This window comes from Pelomonas parva, assembly GCF_043555835.1.
Classification (GTDB): Bacteria; Pseudomonadota; Gammaproteobacteria; order Burkholderiales; family Burkholderiaceae_C; genus Pelomonas; species Pelomonas parva.
This window is the reverse complement of sequence record NZ_JBIGHV010000012.1, coordinates 229,696-247,179: the sequence shown is the minus strand read 5'-3', so window position 1 is coordinate 247,179 and position 17,484 is coordinate 229,696. Positions and strand designations below refer to the sequence as shown.

At 65.2% G+C, this 17,484-nt stretch carries 14 protein-coding genes; 1 reads left to right on the top strand and 13 read right to left on the bottom strand.

Going from position 1 to position 17,484, the window contains the following annotated elements; all coding sequences use genetic code 11:
* The coding region (istA, locus tag ACG00Y_RS26405; RefSeq protein ID WP_394484211.1) for an IS21 family transposase at window positions 1–1,156 on the bottom strand (1,156 nt) is incomplete at its 3' end.
* A gap of 175 nt (window positions 1,157–1,331) precedes the next feature.
* Here istA and ACG00Y_RS26400 point away from each other — a divergent pair.
* Window positions 1,332–3,080: a DNA/RNA non-specific endonuclease gene (locus ACG00Y_RS26400; protein WP_394484210.1), complete on the top strand. Its 1,749-nt coding sequence runs from the start codon at window positions 1,332–1,334 to the stop codon at window positions 3,078–3,080.
* Window positions 3,081–3,637: 557 nt separating this feature from the next.
* Here ACG00Y_RS26400 and ACG00Y_RS26395 read toward each other — a convergent pair.
* From ACG00Y_RS26395 to ACG00Y_RS26340, 12 genes are all read right to left on the bottom strand, one after another.
* Window positions 3,638–4,336, bottom strand: a complete 699-nt coding sequence (locus tag ACG00Y_RS26395; protein WP_394484208.1) for a hypothetical protein — start codon at window positions 4,334–4,336, stop codon at window positions 3,638–3,640.
* A 10-nt stretch (window positions 4,337–4,346) separates the two neighbouring features.
* Complete coding sequence (locus ACG00Y_RS26390; RefSeq protein WP_394484206.1) at window positions 4,347–6,011, bottom strand: GspE/PulE family protein; 1,665 nt, start codon at window positions 6,009–6,011, stop codon at window positions 4,347–4,349.
* Window positions 6,012–6,014: 3 nt separating this feature from the next.
* Window positions 6,015–7,205 (bottom strand): type II secretion system F family protein, encoded by a 1,191-nt coding sequence (locus tag ACG00Y_RS26385; protein WP_394484203.1) that lies wholly within the window; start codon window positions 7,203–7,205, stop codon window positions 6,015–6,017.
* A gap of 12 nt (window positions 7,206–7,217) precedes the next feature.
* Window positions 7,218–7,655 (bottom strand): type II secretion system major pseudopilin GspG, encoded by a 438-nt coding sequence (gspG, locus tag ACG00Y_RS26380; protein WP_394484201.1) that lies wholly within the window; start codon window positions 7,653–7,655, stop codon window positions 7,218–7,220.
* The gene (locus tag ACG00Y_RS26375) at window positions 7,652–8,101 is read right to left on the bottom strand and encodes a type II secretion system protein (protein WP_394484199.1); all 450 of its coding nucleotides are present in this window, start codon (window positions 8,099–8,101) and stop codon (window positions 7,652–7,654) included. Before ACG00Y_RS26375 ends, gspG begins: the two co-directional genes overlap by 4 nt.
* A gap of 22 nt (window positions 8,102–8,123) precedes the next feature.
* A complete protein-coding gene (locus ACG00Y_RS26370) occupies window positions 8,124–8,495 on the bottom strand; it encodes a type II secretion system protein (protein WP_394484197.1) in 372 nt (123 codons plus the stop codon).
* Window positions 8,496–8,509: 14 nt separating this feature from the next.
* Entirely contained in the window at window positions 8,510–8,983 is a 474-nt protein-coding gene (locus ACG00Y_RS26365) for a prepilin-type N-terminal cleavage/methylation domain-containing protein (protein WP_394484195.1), read from the bottom strand.
* 13 nt (window positions 8,984–8,996) lie between these two features.
* A complete protein-coding gene (locus ACG00Y_RS26360; RefSeq protein WP_394484193.1) occupies window positions 8,997–11,291 on the bottom strand; it encodes a cohesin domain-containing protein in 2,295 nt (764 codons plus the stop codon).
* A complete protein-coding gene (locus ACG00Y_RS26355) occupies window positions 11,288–11,839 on the bottom strand; it encodes a hypothetical protein (protein ID WP_394484191.1) in 552 nt (183 codons plus the stop codon). Before ACG00Y_RS26355 ends, ACG00Y_RS26360 begins: the two co-directional genes overlap by 4 nt.
* Window positions 11,836–12,408 carry a GspMb/PilO family protein gene (locus ACG00Y_RS26350; RefSeq protein WP_394484189.1) on the bottom strand — a complete coding sequence of 191 codons (573 nt, stop codon included), beginning with the start codon at window positions 12,406–12,408 and terminating at the stop codon, window positions 11,836–11,838. Before ACG00Y_RS26350 ends, ACG00Y_RS26355 begins: the two co-directional genes overlap by 4 nt.
* 64 nt (window positions 12,409–12,472) lie before the next feature.
* Complete coding sequence (locus ACG00Y_RS26345; RefSeq protein ID WP_394484187.1) at window positions 12,473–12,958, bottom strand: hypothetical protein; 486 nt, start codon at window positions 12,956–12,958, stop codon at window positions 12,473–12,475.
* 525 nt (window positions 12,959–13,483) lie between these two features.
* On the bottom strand, window positions 13,484–17,449 hold the full coding sequence (locus ACG00Y_RS26340) for an RHS repeat domain-containing protein (protein ID WP_394484185.1): 3,966 nt from the start codon (window positions 17,447–17,449) through the stop codon (window positions 13,484–13,486).
* Window positions 17,450–17,484: the final 35 nt, after the last annotated feature.

Sequence of the window (17,484 nt, the reverse complement as noted above, 5' to 3'; positions counted from 1 at the left end):
GCATGTGGCGCCAGTCGATGCGCTTGGGGTGACGGTCGGCCGTGCTGGCATGCAGCCGCTCGCACTCGAAGACCTTCACACCGCCCAGCCAGGCGTCCAGATGGGTGCTGTGCAGCCTCACCTTCAGCCGCTGGCCGGCCAGGCGCGAGGGCACGCTGTAGAGCACGCTCTTGGCACTGAACACGCCGAACTTGCTGACGCGCGCGTCCACCTCCTCGAAGTCGGCTGTGCGCCGCGCTGGCAGCACTTGGAGGCTGGTGCGCTCGGCTTCCCAGGCCCGCGTGCAGCGGGCGTTGAGCCGGCGCACGGTCTCGGCAACGAACTGCTCGTAGGCCGGCAGGTCATTGAACTCGCGGCTGCCGCGCAGCAGCAGGGCCTGGTCCAGCCCACGCTTGAGGCTGCCTTGGCGCGCTTCAATGGCGCCGTTCTCGTGGCTCACGCCGATGTTGTTGCGCGTGGGTCGCATGCCGTAGTGCTGGCACAGGGTCTGGTAACGCTTGGTCAGCTCTTCGCGTTCGGCCAGGTTGTTGAAGGCCGCCGACAGGCTGTCGGTGCGGTGCTCCAGCGGCACGCCGCCGGCCATCCACAGTGCGTCTTGCAGCCCTGCAGCCAGGCTCTGGAAGCTCTCGCCGCCCAGCACGACCCGAGCATGCCGCCAGCCGCTGTGGGCCAGCGCGAACTGGTAGAGCCGGTGCGGGAAGGCCAACCCGCCCAGACTGATGTCCAGTTCGTCGGCCACGGTGAAGTCCGATAGGCCCAGTCGGCCCGGCGGGTGCTCCTGCGCGAAGAACAACTCGCGCTCGTCGCCGTGCTCGGCACGCCACTGGCTCACGCGCCGCTGCAGCGTGCGCAGCACCGCATCGGCGAACCGCTCGGGGTGGCGGCGTTGCAGTTCTTCCAGCACCGTGACGGCCATCAGCGACGGCGCGCCTTCCAGCATGGGCACCACCTCGCTGGCCCAAACCTCCGCCAGCGGATCGGCGCGGGTGCGCCAGTGCCGTGGCGGCCGCTGCGAGGGCAGCGTTACCGCCGATTCCAGCCGCCGCGCGCTGGCCACGCTGATGCCAGTCTTGGCCGCTGCGGCCTCCTGGCCGTACTTCCCTCTGAGTTCCTTGTACTTGCTCACTTGCAGGTCCGATATGCGTTTGCCGGGCACCGTGGCTGCCTCCCTCTGGAAGCCAACCACTGTAGAAACCCACCCGCAAAACGCTCCCGGCGGCCTGCGTCAACCGCTCACGATAGTTGTCGCTGAGCGCTCAAGATAATTGTCGGCGGCCAGCGGCCGCAGCAATCGACATTCTCAACGCGAAACCATTCAGGCGAGGACGGCTATGGACTACACGACAGTGCACCCCTTGTGCGCGAGCCAGGCTCATCACATCGACATTCACCTGTGGCGGGGCCCTCCAGAAAACCAGGACGAGACGCGCCCAATCCAGATCCTGGTGAACCAGGGCTATGTCGTCGGCTTCTGTCCGTCTCGGCTGCAGCCAGCTTGGTCGGCCTATCGCGTAGCCCAGGCTGAGCAGGACGTCGACTACGAGCGCCCAATCCATTACCTGGACGACCTGCGTCTTCCTTCGGAAACGCGCGTGGGACGCACGACGTTCGGCAAGCTTGGCAATGTCGCCCTGAACGTCGGACACATGACACCCAACGAGGTCATCAATCGGCAGTTCGGCCGTCTTGCCCAAATGGAGACGTTCCTGATGTCGAACATGAGCCCCCAGTACGGCTCGCTGAACAGCGGCGTCTGGCTGAAGCTCGAAACGGCTATCCGCGAGATCAAGGACGAACCAAAGAAGGACCACGTGTGGGTGATCGTTGGACCGGTCTTCGAAGAGGAGCCCACATCCATCGGACGCGGAACCGGCAAGAACATGCCAGTGCCATCTGCCTACTTCGCCGTGATCGTGGATCCACAAAGGTATCCATATGACCGACTGTCGAATGTCCAACTCGACTGTTTCATCATTCCACAGGAGGCACCGCCTTCGTCCAGCCCTCAGGACTATCCGGCAACGCTTGCCGAGATCGAGAAGGCCACGGGTTTGAAGTTTTTCACCGCATGGGGGCGGGACGTACCCGTCGCAGCGCAGCTGTCTGTCGAGTCCGCGCCTGAGCGCAGCAGGTTGATGCGGGTCCTCGACGCTCGCGCTTCGAGTCTGCAGACCGATCTGGGCGAGGTCCAATCAGCGCAGCCTGATGCTTCCACGATCGACGGGATGATTGAAGCCCTGCGAACTGAGGCGCAAGCCTTCCAGTCACTGCAGCGGCAGCTCTCGGCCGCCGAGGAGCGCCGGCTGTACGCAATCCAGCACACGATGTCGTGGCTCCTGGCAGCCCGCAATCTCGATGCGCAGCCCGGCACCGGCAACCAACACGGCGCCAACCTGATCACCTACAAGATCGTCCAGGACTTGGACGACCGTCTGAAGGATGCAGCGCGTACGGCGTGCAATTTCTGGAATCGCTACATCGAACCGGCGTTTTCGGTCGTGGTCAGACTCGGAACATTCACCCAGCAGGGCACAACCATAGCGCGCGCCTACAAGCCCTACTCTCAAGGTGGGGTGCGATACGGCGTCATCGAGTTCAATACCAAATACCTTGCGACCTTTTCGGCCGTTGAGATCGCCGGGACCATCGCCCACGAGATTGGCCACACGCTCGGCATCGGATGGGAGCAATGGACCGACCTGTTCGATCAGAGCACAGGTCGTTTTCATTTGGTAGCCACTGATCGCGTTGGCCGGCTGGCCGAGATGCTTGTGGAGCTAAACGGGGGTGGAGGCACCGCGTTATCCCACTGGGACGAGCGGACCTTTGATCGCGAACTCATGACTGGCTACAAGGACTCTGGCGAACACGTTCTGCCAGTCACGATCGATGTCATGGGGCTGTTCGGCCATTCGGTCCTTGAACGGCTGGAGGAGAAGAAGGACCTGGAAGCGCTGCTTCATGAAGCCTCGAACGTCGTCTTCGCCCGCCAGGACGAAGTCCGACAACTGGATCTCGACCACTTTCAGCTCACGGAGATATTTGAGACTATTCCTCATGGCCCGGACTTCGAGCCTTGAAGGGCTCGTTCATCTCGGTCGGCGGCCCTCTCGATCCATTTCGCCCGACCACCGAGACTCCAGCGTCACCAACACCCTGGGCTTCGCCCCAGGGTCTACGCGTGACGCAACCCACTGCCACCGTGGCTTCTCCAGCCCAGCATTGAGTTCGCCAAGCACTCGCGAGGCCTGTGCCAGATCGCCCGCCTCCACCTCGACCCGCACTTGTCCCGTCTCGGCTTGCACGTTCAGCGATAGAAAGCGAACCTCTGGCAGACGAACACGTTCGAGGCTGCGCAGAACTGCGTCGAGGGGCATGCCAGCTATCCCCGCTACCCGACGCGCATCTTCAGCGTAGGGCTCGGTCGCAACCGGTGCGCGGGCCTGACTCCGTTCTTCCTCGGCGACGATGCGTTGCCGCACCTCCGCCACCTTCGCCAGCGTCTGTAGTGCCTGCGTTCTGGCCCGAACCGCAGCCATGGCGATAGCCGCCGCAACGAGCAACAGACCCACCACGAGGAGCAAGCCGGCCCACTGCCGACCTTTGTCGGCTGGCGCGAAATCGGGCCGAAGCGGTCTCATCGCTGCTCCACCCAGGCGCGCAATGCGATGAAGGGTACCTCTGTGGCGTTTGCCGCCCCGGAATCAACAGACAACAGCGTCACGGTGCGAACCGTCGCGGCATCCAGCCCCAACCCAAACAAAGCGCGCTGCCGCAGGCTTTGAGCTTCTGGACCACCGTTGACGGGAGCGGCCGAGACCGCAACATTCAATGCGTCGCGCTCGCCGCCGAAGATGGTCAGCGATTCCAGGTCGTCAATCACCAGCGCCGAGCAGTCGGGCTCCTGGGTATGGACGGCGGCCAGGGCCTCTGACCACCATGGATGTACACCACGCAACTTCATTCGCGGTCGTTGCCGGTCGTGCCAGCTGTAGATTGACTTCAGCACGCCTGCCTCAATGGCGGCCGCCGTTCGCTGCTGAGTGCCTCGGCGAGGTTCGAGCCATACGACACAGTGCGCGGCAAGGCCGGTGCGCCGTGGCGCCTCTGCTTCGACGATGCGCTGAAGGTCGCGTGCCCGGGTGCCCGGCACATGCTCTTGCACAAAGACACGGCACAGCGCCCCGCTGAGCCACAGGCGCACGGACGAGCGCCTGGGTGGGATAGTGAACCACCGCTCCAACGCCTCGAGCCCGGCCTCCACGCCGTCAGTCGACTCTTCATGCAGCAGCTCGTCTCGCCGCGCGACGATGACTCGTCGTGTTCCGAGGAACACGTCCAGCGGCTCAGATCCAACCCACCACACGCTTGATTTCCTCCGGACTGGTGCGCCCCTGTTGAACGGCCTGAGCCCCCTGGCTGGCCAGAAACGACGTGTCCTGCGTATGCAGATGCTCGCGCAATTCGGTCAGCGGCGCGCCACCGGTCACCAGGTCACGCAACCGGTCGGAGACGGCGTGAACCTCCGCCAGCACGAAACGTCCACGGTAGCCGGTGGAGCGGCACTGCGGGCAGCCGACCGCCCGCCGGCAGCGACCAGGCAGACCGTCGGCTTGCACGCCCTCACCAGTGACCGACAGCAGCCAACGCAGCTCCGGCGCCGTCATCGGCGATTCGCTCTTGCAGGCCTCGCACAGCCGGCGCACGAGCCGTTGCACGATGACGCCATTGAGCGCCGACATGAAGCCGAACATGTCCAGCCCGAAGTGCCTGAAGCGCCCGGTGACATCGAAGATGCTGTTGGCATGCACGGTGGTGAACACCTGATGGCCGGTGAGGGCCGACTGGATCGCGATCTCCGCGGTTTCCGCGTCACGGATCTCGCCAACCAGAATCCGGTCGGGGTCGTGACGCAGGATCGAACGCAATCCTTTCGCGAAGGTCAGCCCCTTGCGCTCATTGACCGGGATCTGCAGCACCCCTTGCAGTTCGTACTCCACGGGGTCTTCGATCGTGATGATCTTTTCCAGGCCGGTGTTGACCTCGGAGAGGACCGCGTAGACGGTCGTGGTCTTGCCGCTGCCGGTAGGGCCGGTCACCAGCAGCATGCCGTGCGGCAGACCCGCTAGGTCGCGGATGCGTTGGGCACTGGCTTCGTCGAATCCCAGGCTGTCCAGCGACACATGGTCGCGGTCGGCGCGCAGCTGTGCCTTGTCCAGCAGCCGCAGCACAGCGTCTTCGCCAAACACGCTGGGCATGATCGACACGCGCAGGTCCACCGCCGTACCGTCGAAGGTGAACCGGAAGCGCCCGTCCTGCGGCGTGCGCCGCTCGGTGATGTCCAACTGCGCCAGCACCTTGATGCGAGAGACGACCTCTTCCGCGCGCCGCACATCATCCAGCCTCGAATGGCGGGACATGACGCCGTCCAACCGCAGCTTGACCGTCACGCCGCTGCGGTCACATTCGAAGTGGACGTCGCTGGCGCCGGCAGCGTAGGCGGCACGCAAGGCCGAGTCGACGAACTGCACAACCGGGCCGTCGCCTAGGGGGCCGCTGCTGACTGCCTGGCGCGCTGTCACCGGCGCTCGGACGTCGCCGCCCAGCCACTGATCGAGGACGGCGGCACTCGCAGCCATCGGCTCAGGCATGCCACCCAGGCGTGCGGCTAGCGTGCGCAACGTCTCGTCGTTCCAGGGGTCGGCCAGTGCCACCGGCGAAGAAGCTCCAGGCTCCACTGACAGCGGGACTGCCCTCAGCCGACGAGCCTCTTCCAGTGGCAGCTTGCTGAAATCCACACGATGCGTCCCACCCGCGTCGACCACCCGAATTCCCGCCGCTTCGTGGAGCAGACGCTTCCAGTCCGCCTCAGGCATCGCGCCGCTACGCAAAAGCACATCCCACACGGTGCCCGCCCCCGACCTGTGAGCTTGCCGCGCCGACTGAATGGCAGCACGCAACTGCTGAGGTGTCATTGCGGCATCCGGAGAACGGGGAACGGTATCGGCCATGGATCAGTGCAGGCTGCTGGCAAGGTCGAAGATCGGCATGTACATCATCACCACGATGCCCCCCACGACGAGGGCCACGGTCAGCAACAACAGCGGCTCGACGACTCGCGTCGCACGGTCGATGAAGTTGGCGAAGCGTTCGGAATGTCGCTCGGCGATGGTGGACAGCACGCGGTCGAAGTCGCCGCTGCGCTCCCCGACGGCCATGAGCCGTTGCGACACCACGTCGGTGAGCCCGGCGTGCGTGAACGCGGCAGACACCCGCTCCCCTCTCTCCAGCGTGCTCCTGCACGTGGCGACGGCGCCAGTCAGCCGGGCCCCAAGCCCCAGTTCGGCGCACTGCCGCAGCGCCTCATCCAGCGCGTAGCCGCCGCGGAACAGCAGCGCCAGCGACTGGTAGAGCTTGGCAAGCCTGAAGTCGTCCAGGCGTGACTGCAAAGGACCGATGCGAGCCGCCAGGGCCGAGGCGCCACGGTGCACCAGCCCGGCCCGCCAGGTCGCCACTACGGCGACGATCAGCACCAGCACGGCGAATGCCACCCACTGGCCGTGGTCGCGCATCACGGTGCTCAGGCCGATGAGCACCTCGGTCGCAGGGCTGACCGCGCCGCGCAACCCCGTGTACATGCGCGAGAAGCGCGGGATGACGAAGGTCAACAGGAAGACGCAGATCAGAAAGCCAAGGCCGACCACCACAGCGGGATAGATCGCCGCGCTCACCACCTTCTTGCGCATCTCGTCGAGCATGCCGTGGAAACGAAGGTAGTCGTCGAGAGCTTCAACCAGCGTGCTCGTGCGCTCGCTGGCGCGCACACCGGCCACGAGGATGCCCGGAAAGGCGCCAGTCGCCACCATCGCCTGAGACAGCGGCTGGCCCTGATGCAGACTCGCAACCAACCCGGCGTGAACCTCGCTGCGGGCGGCGTCGCTCGTCTGCGCGTTGAGCGTCTCAATGGCCTCAACCACCGTCATGCCGGCCTGCAGCAGCGTCTTGAGTTCCCGACACCACCACGCCACATCGATGCCTGCGCCCCGACGGACCCGTGCAGGCACGTCGCGCACCTGCCGAATCGCCAGCACGACCGAGCCACCCGCGCTCAACCGCGCCTCCAGCTCTTCGCGTGAGGTGGCGTCCAGCGTCTCTTCGGCCACGGCCTGCTGCTGCGGCTGGTAGTGGCGAACCTGAAAGCGCATTGCTGCTCAGCCTCAGTTGGTGATGTCAGCGTCGTCGCCGGTCCCGCCCGGGGTGCGATCACGGCCCAGGCTGACAAGACCGAAATCCTTGCCCCGTACACCAGGTATCACGTAGCGGTACGGCGTGCCCCAGGGATCCGGTGGAATGGAATCCTTGAGATACGGCCCGCGCCAGCGGGGATCCCCGGCCGGGGCCATCAGCAGAGCCTGCAAACCTTCGCCGGTGCTCGGGTAGCGTCCCATGTCGATCCGGAAGGCTTGCAGCGCCTTGTCGAAGGCATCGATCTGGGCACGCGTCGCCGTTGTCTCGGAGCGGCCGATCTGGCTGATGAAGCGCGGCGCGACGATGCCGGCGAGCAGACCGATGATCAGGATGACCACCAGCAGTTCAAGCAGGGTGAAGCCCCGAACGGGCTGGCGGCCATGAAGGCTCATGCGTGCAGGTTTCATCGCGAGGTGTTGACGAGGGTGAATTTCCAGTCGGCATAGCGCTGGGCCGGAGGCAACTGCAGTGCCCCGATGCGTTGCGGACCTTGCGCCAACGGCGCGTCCTGGCTCTGGCTGTAGACGCCCATGACGCGCCCGTCGGTGTCGAGCACTAGGCCCCACGGGCGCGCCGGGTCGAGGGGGTCGGGGTACAGCTTGCGCAGGTGGCGCATTGTGCTGATGAAGCGTGGGTCGCTGACCAGTTCGTCCAGCGACAAGGGCAACTGCTTGTGGTTTCCCGGCGAGCTGTCGCGGTACTCGGTGATGGCAGCGGCATACAGCGCGCCGATCCGCAGCAGTTCCTGCTCCCGGTCACGTTGCACCGCGTCCGCCCACAACGGACCGGCGGCTGCCATGCCGAGCGCGCAAAGGGTCAGCATGATCAATACCGCAACGAAGGTATAGCCCACCTGGCACCGCCGCGCCGCACCGTTACCACGACGCATAAGCCGTCCCGTCTCGCGCCATGCCCGGGGCGCCGCTGCGAATATCAGCAATGACCGCTGTATCGCCGTTCTTCGGCGCCACCGGCAGCCAGGTGTCGGTGCGCTGCGTCACCGGGTCTTCCGGTATCGCACGCAAGTAGCGCCGCTCCACCAGTTCCTCCAGCGTCTTCGGATAACGGCCCTGGTCCGCGTGAAACTTGTCCAGCGCTTCCCGCATCTGAAACAGGTCCTGCTTGAGCGCCACGATGCGGGCGTTGTCGAGGTAGTCGACATACCGGGGCGCCGCGATGGACAGCAACAGCGCCATCGCCGCCAGGACCACCAGTAGCTCTATGACCGTGAAGCCGCAGCTCCTCATCGCTCGGCACCGCATCACCAATCCCTCAACGGCACGCCGTTCAAGCCCACGCGGTCCGACAGCGAGTACACGTCGTACACGTCGACACCCGGCTGCGGCCGGCCCGCTTCCGACTGGTAGCTGCGCAGCCCCCAGGTGCGCTCGGCCGGCAGGTCTGCCGGCGCGAAGGGATCTCGCGGTACCCGCCGCAAGAACCTGATCGGCTGGCCCAGGCGGTCGGCACGCGCGTCATCGCGCAGTTCGGTCAGCGCAGCAAGTGTCGGGGGATAGTGAGACGGCGACGACTCCACCACCGCGCCGGTGTCGCGCGCCTTCTTGTAGGCATCGATCGCATCGCGTATCTCCCACACCGCGCGCCTGAGCTCGCGTTCGCGCTCGCGCTGCACAGTCATCTCCGCCATCGGCATCGCCAGCGTCGCCAGCAACCCAAGGATGCCCAGCACCACCAACAACTCGATCAGGCTGTAGCCACGCGACACGTTCAGCATCTCCCAGCCGCGGTCAGCGCACCTGCACCTGCAGCGGCGCCGGCAGGGGAGTCGCCGGGAGCGGTCCGTCCAGGCCGATCGGGTTGGTGCTGCCGAGCCGGACCTCCGTCGGGCCGGCAGCGATGGCCTTGAACTTGAGCGTCGCCACCACCCCTTCGCCGCTGGCACCCGTGGCCTCCCGGCGCAGGATGCCGACGGAGATCCGGCCGTCCTTGCTCTCGCCAGTCTTGGCCACGCCGGTCACGCTGCCGTCGCGGCGGAAGTACTCGCCCTCGGCGACGTCGAGCAGCTGCAAGTGGCCGGGCGGGAACAGCACTTCGAACGGCAGGCCGCGCAGCGTGGCCGTCGCCTTCAGGTTCAGCTTGACGTCGAACACATCCCCCACCGCGACCGCGTTCGGGCCGCTCAGGGACAGCGTCACCGGCGGCCCCGCCTGCTCGCCCTTCGACGCGGCGGGATCCGTCGCCGCCGTCGCCGAGGTGGCCGCACCGTCACCCTTGTCGCCCGGCACTGCCGTGAAGCGGCCGCCGCCGACGGGCTTCAGCCGCTGGAACGCCTCGGTGCCGACCCACAGTTCGGTCTCGCTCGCGTCGGCACGCCGGGCGTTGCGCAGCACGCGCGGCGTGATGGCCAGAACCAGCTCGGTGCGTTTGTGGTTGTCCTGCTGGCTGGAGAACAGCCGCCCCAGCACCGGCAGGTCGCCCAGGCCGGGAACGCGGCTGGAACTCGTGCGCTCCTCCCGGCTGATCAAGCCGGCAAGCAGCTGGGTTTCACCGTCTCGCAGGCGCAGCACGGTGTTGGCGTTGCGGGTGCCGATGTTGTAGGCGAGCGTTCCCGAGGCTGTCTTGACGGCGCTGCCCACCGAGCTGACCTCCAGAGCCACCTTGATGGCCACGTCGTCGTTGGCGTAGACGGTGGGCTCGACCTCGAGCTTGATGCCGACGTCCAGGTAGCTGACGCTCTCGGAGACGAAGCCGGTGTTGCTCGATGTGCTGGTGATGATGGGAATCTTGTCGCCAACCAGCACCTTGGCCTTCTCCTTGTTGCGAGCCCGGATCTTCGGGTTGGCCAGCGTCGTGAAATCGCCCACCTCGCGCTTGAGGTTGATGATGAGCCCCGAGATGCCGACACCGACGCGGTTCCAGCCGAGATGGTTGAGGTTGGAAACAGTCAAGCCGCCGCCTGAAGACAAAGGCGCCAGGGGCGTCAGCGACAAGCTGTCGGGGTAGCTGATGCCCAGGTCGGTCAGCCGGCTGGCGCCAACTTCCATGACCTCGACTTCGAGCAGCACTTCCGGCTCGTCGGTGTCGTACAAAGCCACCAGCCGCTCGGCCAGCTCGACGTTCTCCGGCGACTCGCGCAGCGCCAGCATGTTGCTGCGCTCGTCGATGAAGGGCTCGCGCACCTTGAGCATGGCCTTGAGGAAGGCTGCGGCGCCCTTGGCTTCGCTGTTGGCCAGGTAGAACACCCGTACCACCTGCTCCTGGTACTCGCGCTGCTTCTCGGGTGTGTTCGGGTAGACGACGATGGTCTTGGCGTCGAGCACCTTCTTGGCGAGCTGGTTGGTGCCGACGATCAGGTCCAGCGCATCCTCGACACGCGCCTGCTTCATGTAGACGGTGATGCGGGTGTCGGGGCGGATGTCCTTGTCGAGCACGAAGTTCACGCCGCTGTTGCGCGAGACCACGTCCAGCACGGTCCTCAGGCTGGCCTCGCGAAAGTCCAGCGAGATCGGCCGAGTCTCGACGAGCACGGCGGTGGACGCGCGCAACTGCCGCTGCCGCAGGTCGGCCTCCACGCTGCGCTGCAGCGCCACCAAGCCCTCGTGCCGAGGGTTGTCCTTGAGTGCCTGCGCGATGACGCGCAGCGCAGCTTCCGGGCGTTGTGCGTCGATCAGCTTCTGCGCCTCCTGCTGCGCCGCGTCCTGGCGGCGCTCGGCGCGCAGGTCGGCCACCAGCGCGACGAGCCGGTCGTTGCGCGGATCCATGCGTTTGGCGCGCTCCAACGTTGCCTGCGCCTCATCCAGCTGCCCGGCCGCGCGTTCGCGCGCCGCCTGCGACACCAGCCGCGTGAGCACCTCGGCGCGGGACTGGATCAGCTCCTTGCGCAATGCGATGTTGTCGGGGTAGGCGCGCACGCCGCCTTCCAGCGACTGCATCGCCTGTTCGTACTCGCCGGAGCCCAATGCGCGCTGCGAGTCGTTGCGGATGCGCTGCTCGGCGCAGCCGGCGAGCGTCGTCACGGCCGCCACCAGCACGACGACGCGCCGGAAGGCCGCCAAGGCCGGATTGGCTCGCCCGTCCGTCATTGCTCGGCCGCCACTGCGGGGATCTCGATGATCGCGTCGGTCCGGCTGGCCTCGTGGCGAAGCCGGACCGCCCCCGGTTCGACGGCGGTCACGGCGTAGCCGTCGTCCAGCACCGAGCCGACCTTGGCGGCCATTTCCTGCTGGTCCTTGCCGAGGTAGATCCAGCGTTGGCCGGCGGGGTCGGTCATCTGCCCGAGGTATCGATAGCGCATGGGAGGGGCGGCAGGGAGCACGGGAGCGGGCGATGGGGCGATGGCGGCCACCGGGAGAGCAGGAGCCGGGAGCATGACTGCGGTGAAGGGGTCGGCCTCGGCCGGTTCGAGAAGGACGGCGGGCAGTGTGGCGGGAAGCCGGGCTGCAGCGGGGGCGCCGACGGGGCCGGGTGCGGCGGTGGTTTGAGAAGCGGTGGTCAGCGCGGCAGTGGCGTGACCCGCAGCGTCACCCGCGGTGCCGGCCACGACCGCCGGCTTGGGCAGCCAGGAGGAAGCGACCGTCAGCACTACGGTGCCGCCGAGGACCCAGACGAGCGACGGGCGCATCGTCTTCATGGCGCAGTGGAGGGGCGGGTGGCGGCCAGGGGCTTGGACAGGGCCAGCAGTTCGATCTGGCCGTCCAGTTCGCTACCCGTCGCAGGGGCGCGCAGCGAGAGGTTCAGCACCGTCAGGGACGGCAGGCGCCCGAGGAGATCGGCCAGGCACGCCTTGATCGCGGCATAGGGGCCCTTGACGGCGAGCACGATGCGTTGCTTGCCCAGGGTCGAGGCGGTGGCGGACTCGGTCGACACGGAGGAGGCGGTCAGCGTGACGCCGGCTGCGGAGAAAGAACGCTGGATTTGATGGAGCAGGGGCGCACCGTTGTCTTGGGACGCCGGCAGCCGGTCGACGAAGGGAGGCTCGGTCGCAGCGGCAGATGAAGAATTCGCAAGAGTTGCGCTCAACTGCCGCTGGGCGTCCGCCAGATCAGCCACGGCGCTTTGCTGGAGATTCTGAAAGTGCCATTGGATGCCTTGCGAAGCACCGATGAGCACAAAAGCCGAAAGGCTGAGTCCGATGCTCAGCCTGCGTGGCGACAACCGGCTCATACCCCATGACAGGGGGGCAGCAATTGCCAGCTTCATCGGGTCCTTTGCCCAGGGCGCGGGAAGGCCCCATTCATCCGTGGCGCCAGGGCCATCAGCGTGATCAGGGCCGCTTGGCCAATTTGCCCCATTTTTTAACCATCACTTCGGTGTGGGCGCGCAGTGCAGCCGCCAGGTTGGGGTTGCCGTTTTGAAGCGGTTGCGTCAGGACGACGGTGACCATAGGGCCGCCGGAACCTGCCATGCACATGACCATCGACTTGTCCCCCGCTTTTTGTTCATTGCAGGAAACGGGCATCTCGATGGGAATGGCCCCGGTGGTGCTGGTGATAGTTAGCGAACGATCCTGCGCTTTGGAAACCCATGCGCAGGTGAGGACGTGGAGCTGCCCGCCGCCCGGCAGGTCCTGGGCTTGGACGCTGTGCACAGGTTCAATGCCGCTCAATTGCAGCGAGCCTCGCATGCCGTCTTCCAACAGGCTGCACATGGACTCGGAGGGGCCGGCCAGCGTCGCTGTGGAGGTCAGCAGGAGCAGGGTGCCGAGGGCCAGTGGGAGTGATAGAGCTTTGGTGAGTGAGGTGGAGTGCATGCGGGTTTAATACAAAGTTGAATTAGAAAACCGCTCAACGGCAATTTATTGATTCCTGCATTTGAGCAGGCATAGAGTTGTTGGGGTTCGCTCGCTCACCCCAACCTACCGGGCTGCTGGCAGCCGTCACGGGTAGCGGTGGTGATTGCGACTTGGTCCCATCGTGTATGCCTGCTGAAAACTGGTTAAGGCCCAATTTGTACTCCAAGTACCCACGCAATCTCACTATCAGCCAAATCAAAAAAGCAACGAAGCTCCGCCTGGGCGCTGGCAACGTCCCGCGCCGAATCAACGTAAAAAGCTGTAAGGCCTTGTGGGTTGCCGTCGTGCCTCATAACCAGAATTGGCCCTATTGAAATATCGCACCAGACCGCGCCCGTGAATGAATCCAAGTCGTCTCGATCCCTAAAGACGGCTGAGTGCCGTCTCATCGATAGCTCCTCTACCAGAAGACGAGTCGCCATTACCGGCTTGCAGTCTCCGCTGGGCCAATCAACCCTATTCGCGTCCACGTGGTTCGTCACTTCAACATCCAACCTTTACGACAGAGCACTTAATAACAGCTTGCTCATTTCTCTCAATGACTCCTGGACGTGTGGGCATCCAAGTTGGTTGACCAGGCACGTGACCAATGTCAGGGGCGACATTTGTAAAGAACTCAAATCCATTCTTTCCATCCGGCAGAGGGCCGTCATAAGCCTTCACCTTAGGAAATGGCGATGTCATGTAATTTCGGGACGGATTGCCCACAAGCTCGCCGGATGCCTGAATCGATCTGATTGCCTCTGGTGAATCACCAACTCGGTGATAGGGGCCATGAATCATGCCCTTTGGGGCATCAGAAGCCAATTCTGCCACCTTCCCAAGCTTACCAACCTTGCCGAGTGGACCGAGCATCATTAGAGCGACGTCGCCTTTCGACTCCGGGACAACCAGTTGATTCACACCGGTAGCGAGTGCTCCCAGAACCATCGCGACTTCGTGGTACTTCGCAAAGCCGACAAAGGTATCAATCTTCGTTTGAACCCAAGTCTGCGCGCCACCTTGTCCCTCGGGTTTCGGATCAGAGATAGTCACCGAGCCAGTTTGTCTTATCTCTCTGAATCTCATGGTGAACATGTACTGATTCGAGAAGTTGCTCATCTCCATCGCCAACTGCGCCCGCCGAATTTCCATATCCCTTTCGAAGGATTGGGCTTGGCCACGCGCCATACCCTGCGCCCAACCCGCATATGCCGCCAATCGACTTGAGCATTCGTCCGGCGACATGGCCGAGCAATTCGCCAACGTCCAGTTGATGGCGTCGCCCGGATTATTGAAATTGGGAGCCTGGTTGCTGCTCCCTTGCGCCAGTGTCTTGGCTCCCGCGCCGCTCACATCGGCCGCCGTGGCCGCCGCAAACTTCTGTGTAGACGGCAGTACCACCATCATGGAGGCCATCCCCCCACCGCCAGCCGAGGCGCCCCCAGGCCGCACGTACGTCATCCCGGTCGGGTCGGTGCACGTCAGCGGGTTGTTCAGGCAATAGCCATAGCGGTTGAAGTTCTGCAGGTCCCCCGGGTTCTGCACATGCTGGTCAGCCTGCATGAACACGCCCGCCGTCGGGTCGAACAGCCGGCCGTTCATGTGGACGATGCCCACGTCGTCCAGGTGCTCGTGGCCCGTGAAGCCGCGGTCGGTGCCGGCGTTCGTCGGGCTCCAGTCGGCCTGCACGTTGCCGGCGGCGTCGTAGTTGCCATTCGTGTAGCGGCGCTTGCCGAACGGGTCGTAGGCATAGCGGGCGGTCACCGCGCCGCTCTGGTCCGAGATCGCGACCAAACTGCCGAGATGGTCCTTGTGCCAGTACTGCAGTTTGTGCGAGCTAAGGTAGGCCGCATTCAAGTACTGAAGGCCATTCGGCGGCGGCCCCTGTGCCACCAGTACGCCCACGGTCTGGCCGCCCGCATTGAGATAGTGGCGCAGGAAAATACCCGCGTTGCTCATCTCGGACTCAAAACCCAGACCGCCGGCATTGTCCGGATGCAGGTAATAGGTCGAACGACCGCCGGTGCCGACCATTCGGGTTTCAGAAACCCGCGCATGGTTTTCGTCATATTTCCAGGTGTACTTTGGGCTGCCTGCGGGTCCTTGCAGACCGGCGCCCGAATCAGGTAGGTTGAAGCTGGTGTAGCTGACGCTGCGGTACTTGCCGGCCGTGGCGGTGCTGAGGTTGCCGTTGGCGTCGTACTGGAAGCTGTTGGCCGCCGCGCCGGCTATTGCCTGCACGGCGTGGGGCTTGGAGCCGGCACCACCGCCTTGTGGGTTGTAGCTGTAGTTGCCGACGTCGCTCTTGTAGAGCAGCAGGCCCAGCGCGTTGTATTGCAGACTCACCGAGCGGTTCATGCCGGGGATGGCGGGGGCGCTGACGCTGTAGTTGGTCAGGCGGTTGAGCCCGTCGGCGTATGAGAACGTCTCGCTGACAGCCCCGCTGCCGTTGTCGCCCACATGGTCGACGCGAGTGCTCAGGTTGCTCAGGCTGTCCCAGGCGAACTGCTGCGACATGACCCGGCTGCCCGGTGCAGGCATGGCACCGCCCACCAGCACGCCGGCGGTCAGGTCTGTCACACGGCCGGTGCTGGCCTCGAAGGTGGCGCGGCTGGTGACGCCGTTGCCGTAGGCTTGCTGCTCTGCATTGCCCCAGGCCCCGACGCTCTGGCCCTGCCAGAGGACCGAGCCGGCGGGCAGACTGGCACCTGCGGCAGTGAGCAGTTGCAGCTTCTCTTGCCAACCCCGGCCGGTGTAGGTGTAGCCCACCTGCAGCCCGCTCGGATAGGTCTGCGTGGCCACTCGGCCGGTGCTGGCTTCGTAAGTCACCTGGGTGAAGAAAGCCGTCGTGGAGGCCATCCTGCTCAGGGTCGTGCTTGGCCGGCCCATCGCGTCGTAGGTGTACTGTCGGCTCAGGCCGTTGCTGGTGCCGCTCTGGCACAGCTTGCCCTTGCCCAGGCTTGGGTTGCCGTTCATGCAAGAGCTGCCGTCGGCGTTGTTGTCAAAGCGCCAGGTGCTGATGTACTCCGGCTCGCTGCGGCTGGTCATGCGACCCAGCACGTCGTAGGCCATGGTGGTCTGGGTGCCCGCAACGCTCTGGTTGGGGCTTTGCTGCCAGACGAGCTTGCCCAGCGCGTCGTAGTCGTAGTTCCAGGTGCCCGAGTCAGGATCCTGCAACTGCTTCTTGCGGCCGCGCAGGTCGACCACGATGGTGGTCGTGTTGCCCAGCGCGTCGCGGGTCTTGATGAGGTTGCCGAAGGCGTCGCGCTGGTGAGTGAGCGTGGCGCCCGTCGTGTCGGTCACCCGCACAAGTTCGCCGAGAGCGTTCTTCTCCTCGGTGCGCGTCTGGCCCTTGTCGTTGGTTGTGATGACCTTGGGGCCGGCGTAGCTGAAGCTGGTCGCAGACGCCCGGCGAGTGCCGTAGATGCCCATGCTCTGTGTGCCGGCATTGCCATTGGGGTCGGCCACGTACACGACGGTGGGGCGGCCCAGCGTGTCCACCACCGTGCGGCTGACGCCGACGTCGCTTGCACCGGCCAAGGTGGAACTGGCCGAGCTGGCGAAGTAGGGCTGCGTCTGCAACTCCTTGACGCCGTAGCTGTTGTAGACCGTGTCGACGTAGACGGGCACGCCGGCTCGCCCTGCGGGCTGCGCACTGCCATCGAAACTGAGCGTGACGCTGCGAATGTCGCGGCCCAGGCGGTCCTTGTAGACGCGCACGTACGAGGTCATCTCCGCGCTGGCGGTGTTTAGCGACACCATGTGGATGAACATCACCGCATCCGCCGGCGCTTCGCCGCCGGGGGGCGTGGGGCAGCTCAGCGGGTCGCCGTTGGCGGTGCTGCTGTTGGAGCTAAGGTCGTTGCCCGAGATGCTGAGCAGGCAATACGCGGCGACGGTGCTGGTGCCATCGGCCATCAGCGTCTTCGTGGCGCGGCCGAAGTCGTCGTAGCGCCAGTTGGTGGGCAACTGGTTGGGACCGGTCTGCGTGAGCACGGAACCGAAGCGCGGGTCGTGGCTGCGGCTCTCGCTGAAGCCGGCAGCGTTGGAGAGGCTGCTGGGGAAGATGCCGGCGGCCACAGCGACCGTCGCCGTGCCGGTACCGACAGTGATGCTCTGCGAGGCGGCCGCATAGGTGCTGCTGCCACTGCCACTGCCGACGGGAAATACGGCCCGGCCGCTGGCGCCGCCGCAGTTGGCGGTGCTGGTGCTGGTGGTGTTGCCGTAGGCGTCGTAGTCGTAGCTCGTGACGCTGCACAGCTGTGGGTTGTCCGGCTCGACGGTGACGGTCTTGAGACGGCCCTGCTTGGCGCCATCGGCGGCGCCATAAAAGGTGCTGGTGGCGACGCGGCTGTAGTTGTAGGGGTCGGCAGGGACCTGTGCCTGCGCCACGACGGCCGTCAGGGCACCGGCCGCAGCCATGCTTCTTGCCAGCCATGTTGCGGCTCGCGCCGTCTTCTTGCTCATCACCACGTCTCCCTGGGCTCGTACAACTTGCTGCT

Bases quoted from the DNA above. Each gene is read 5' to 3' on its own strand.
- ACG00Y_RS26400 (WP_394484210.1), top strand. From the start codon at position 1,332: ATGGACTACACGACAGTGCACCCCTTGTGCGCGAGCCAGGCTCATCAC.
- ACG00Y_RS26390 (WP_394484206.1), bottom strand. From the start codon at position 6,011: ATGGCCGATACCGTTCCCCGTTCTCCGGATGCCGCAATGACACCTCAG.
- ACG00Y_RS26385 (WP_394484203.1), bottom strand. From the start codon at position 7,205: ATGCGCTTTCAGGTTCGCCACTACCAGCCGCAGCAGCAGGCCGTGGCC.
- gspG (WP_394484201.1), bottom strand. From the start codon at position 7,655: ATGAAACCTGCACGCATGAGCCTTCATGGCCGCCAGCCCGTTCGGGGC.
- ACG00Y_RS26370 (WP_394484197.1), bottom strand. From the start codon at position 8,495: ATGAGGAGCTGCGGCTTCACGGTCATAGAGCTACTGGTGGTCCTGGCG.
- ACG00Y_RS26365 (WP_394484195.1), bottom strand. From the start codon at position 8,983: ATGCTGAACGTGTCGCGTGGCTACAGCCTGATCGAGTTGTTGGTGGTG.
- ACG00Y_RS26360 (WP_394484193.1), bottom strand. From the start codon at position 11,291: ATGACGGACGGGCGAGCCAATCCGGCCTTGGCGGCCTTCCGGCGCGTC.
- ACG00Y_RS26355 (WP_394484191.1), bottom strand. From the start codon at position 11,839: ATGAAGACGATGCGCCCGTCGCTCGTCTGGGTCCTCGGCGGCACCGTA.
- ACG00Y_RS26350 (WP_394484189.1), bottom strand. From the start codon at position 12,408: ATGAAGCTGGCAATTGCTGCCCCCCTGTCATGGGGTATGAGCCGGTTG.
- ACG00Y_RS26345 (WP_394484187.1), bottom strand. From the start codon at position 12,958: ATGCACTCCACCTCACTCACCAAAGCTCTATCACTCCCACTGGCCCTC.
- ACG00Y_RS26340 (WP_394484185.1), bottom strand. From the start codon at position 17,449: ATGAGCAAGAAGACGGCGCGAGCCGCAACATGGCTGGCAAGAAGCATG.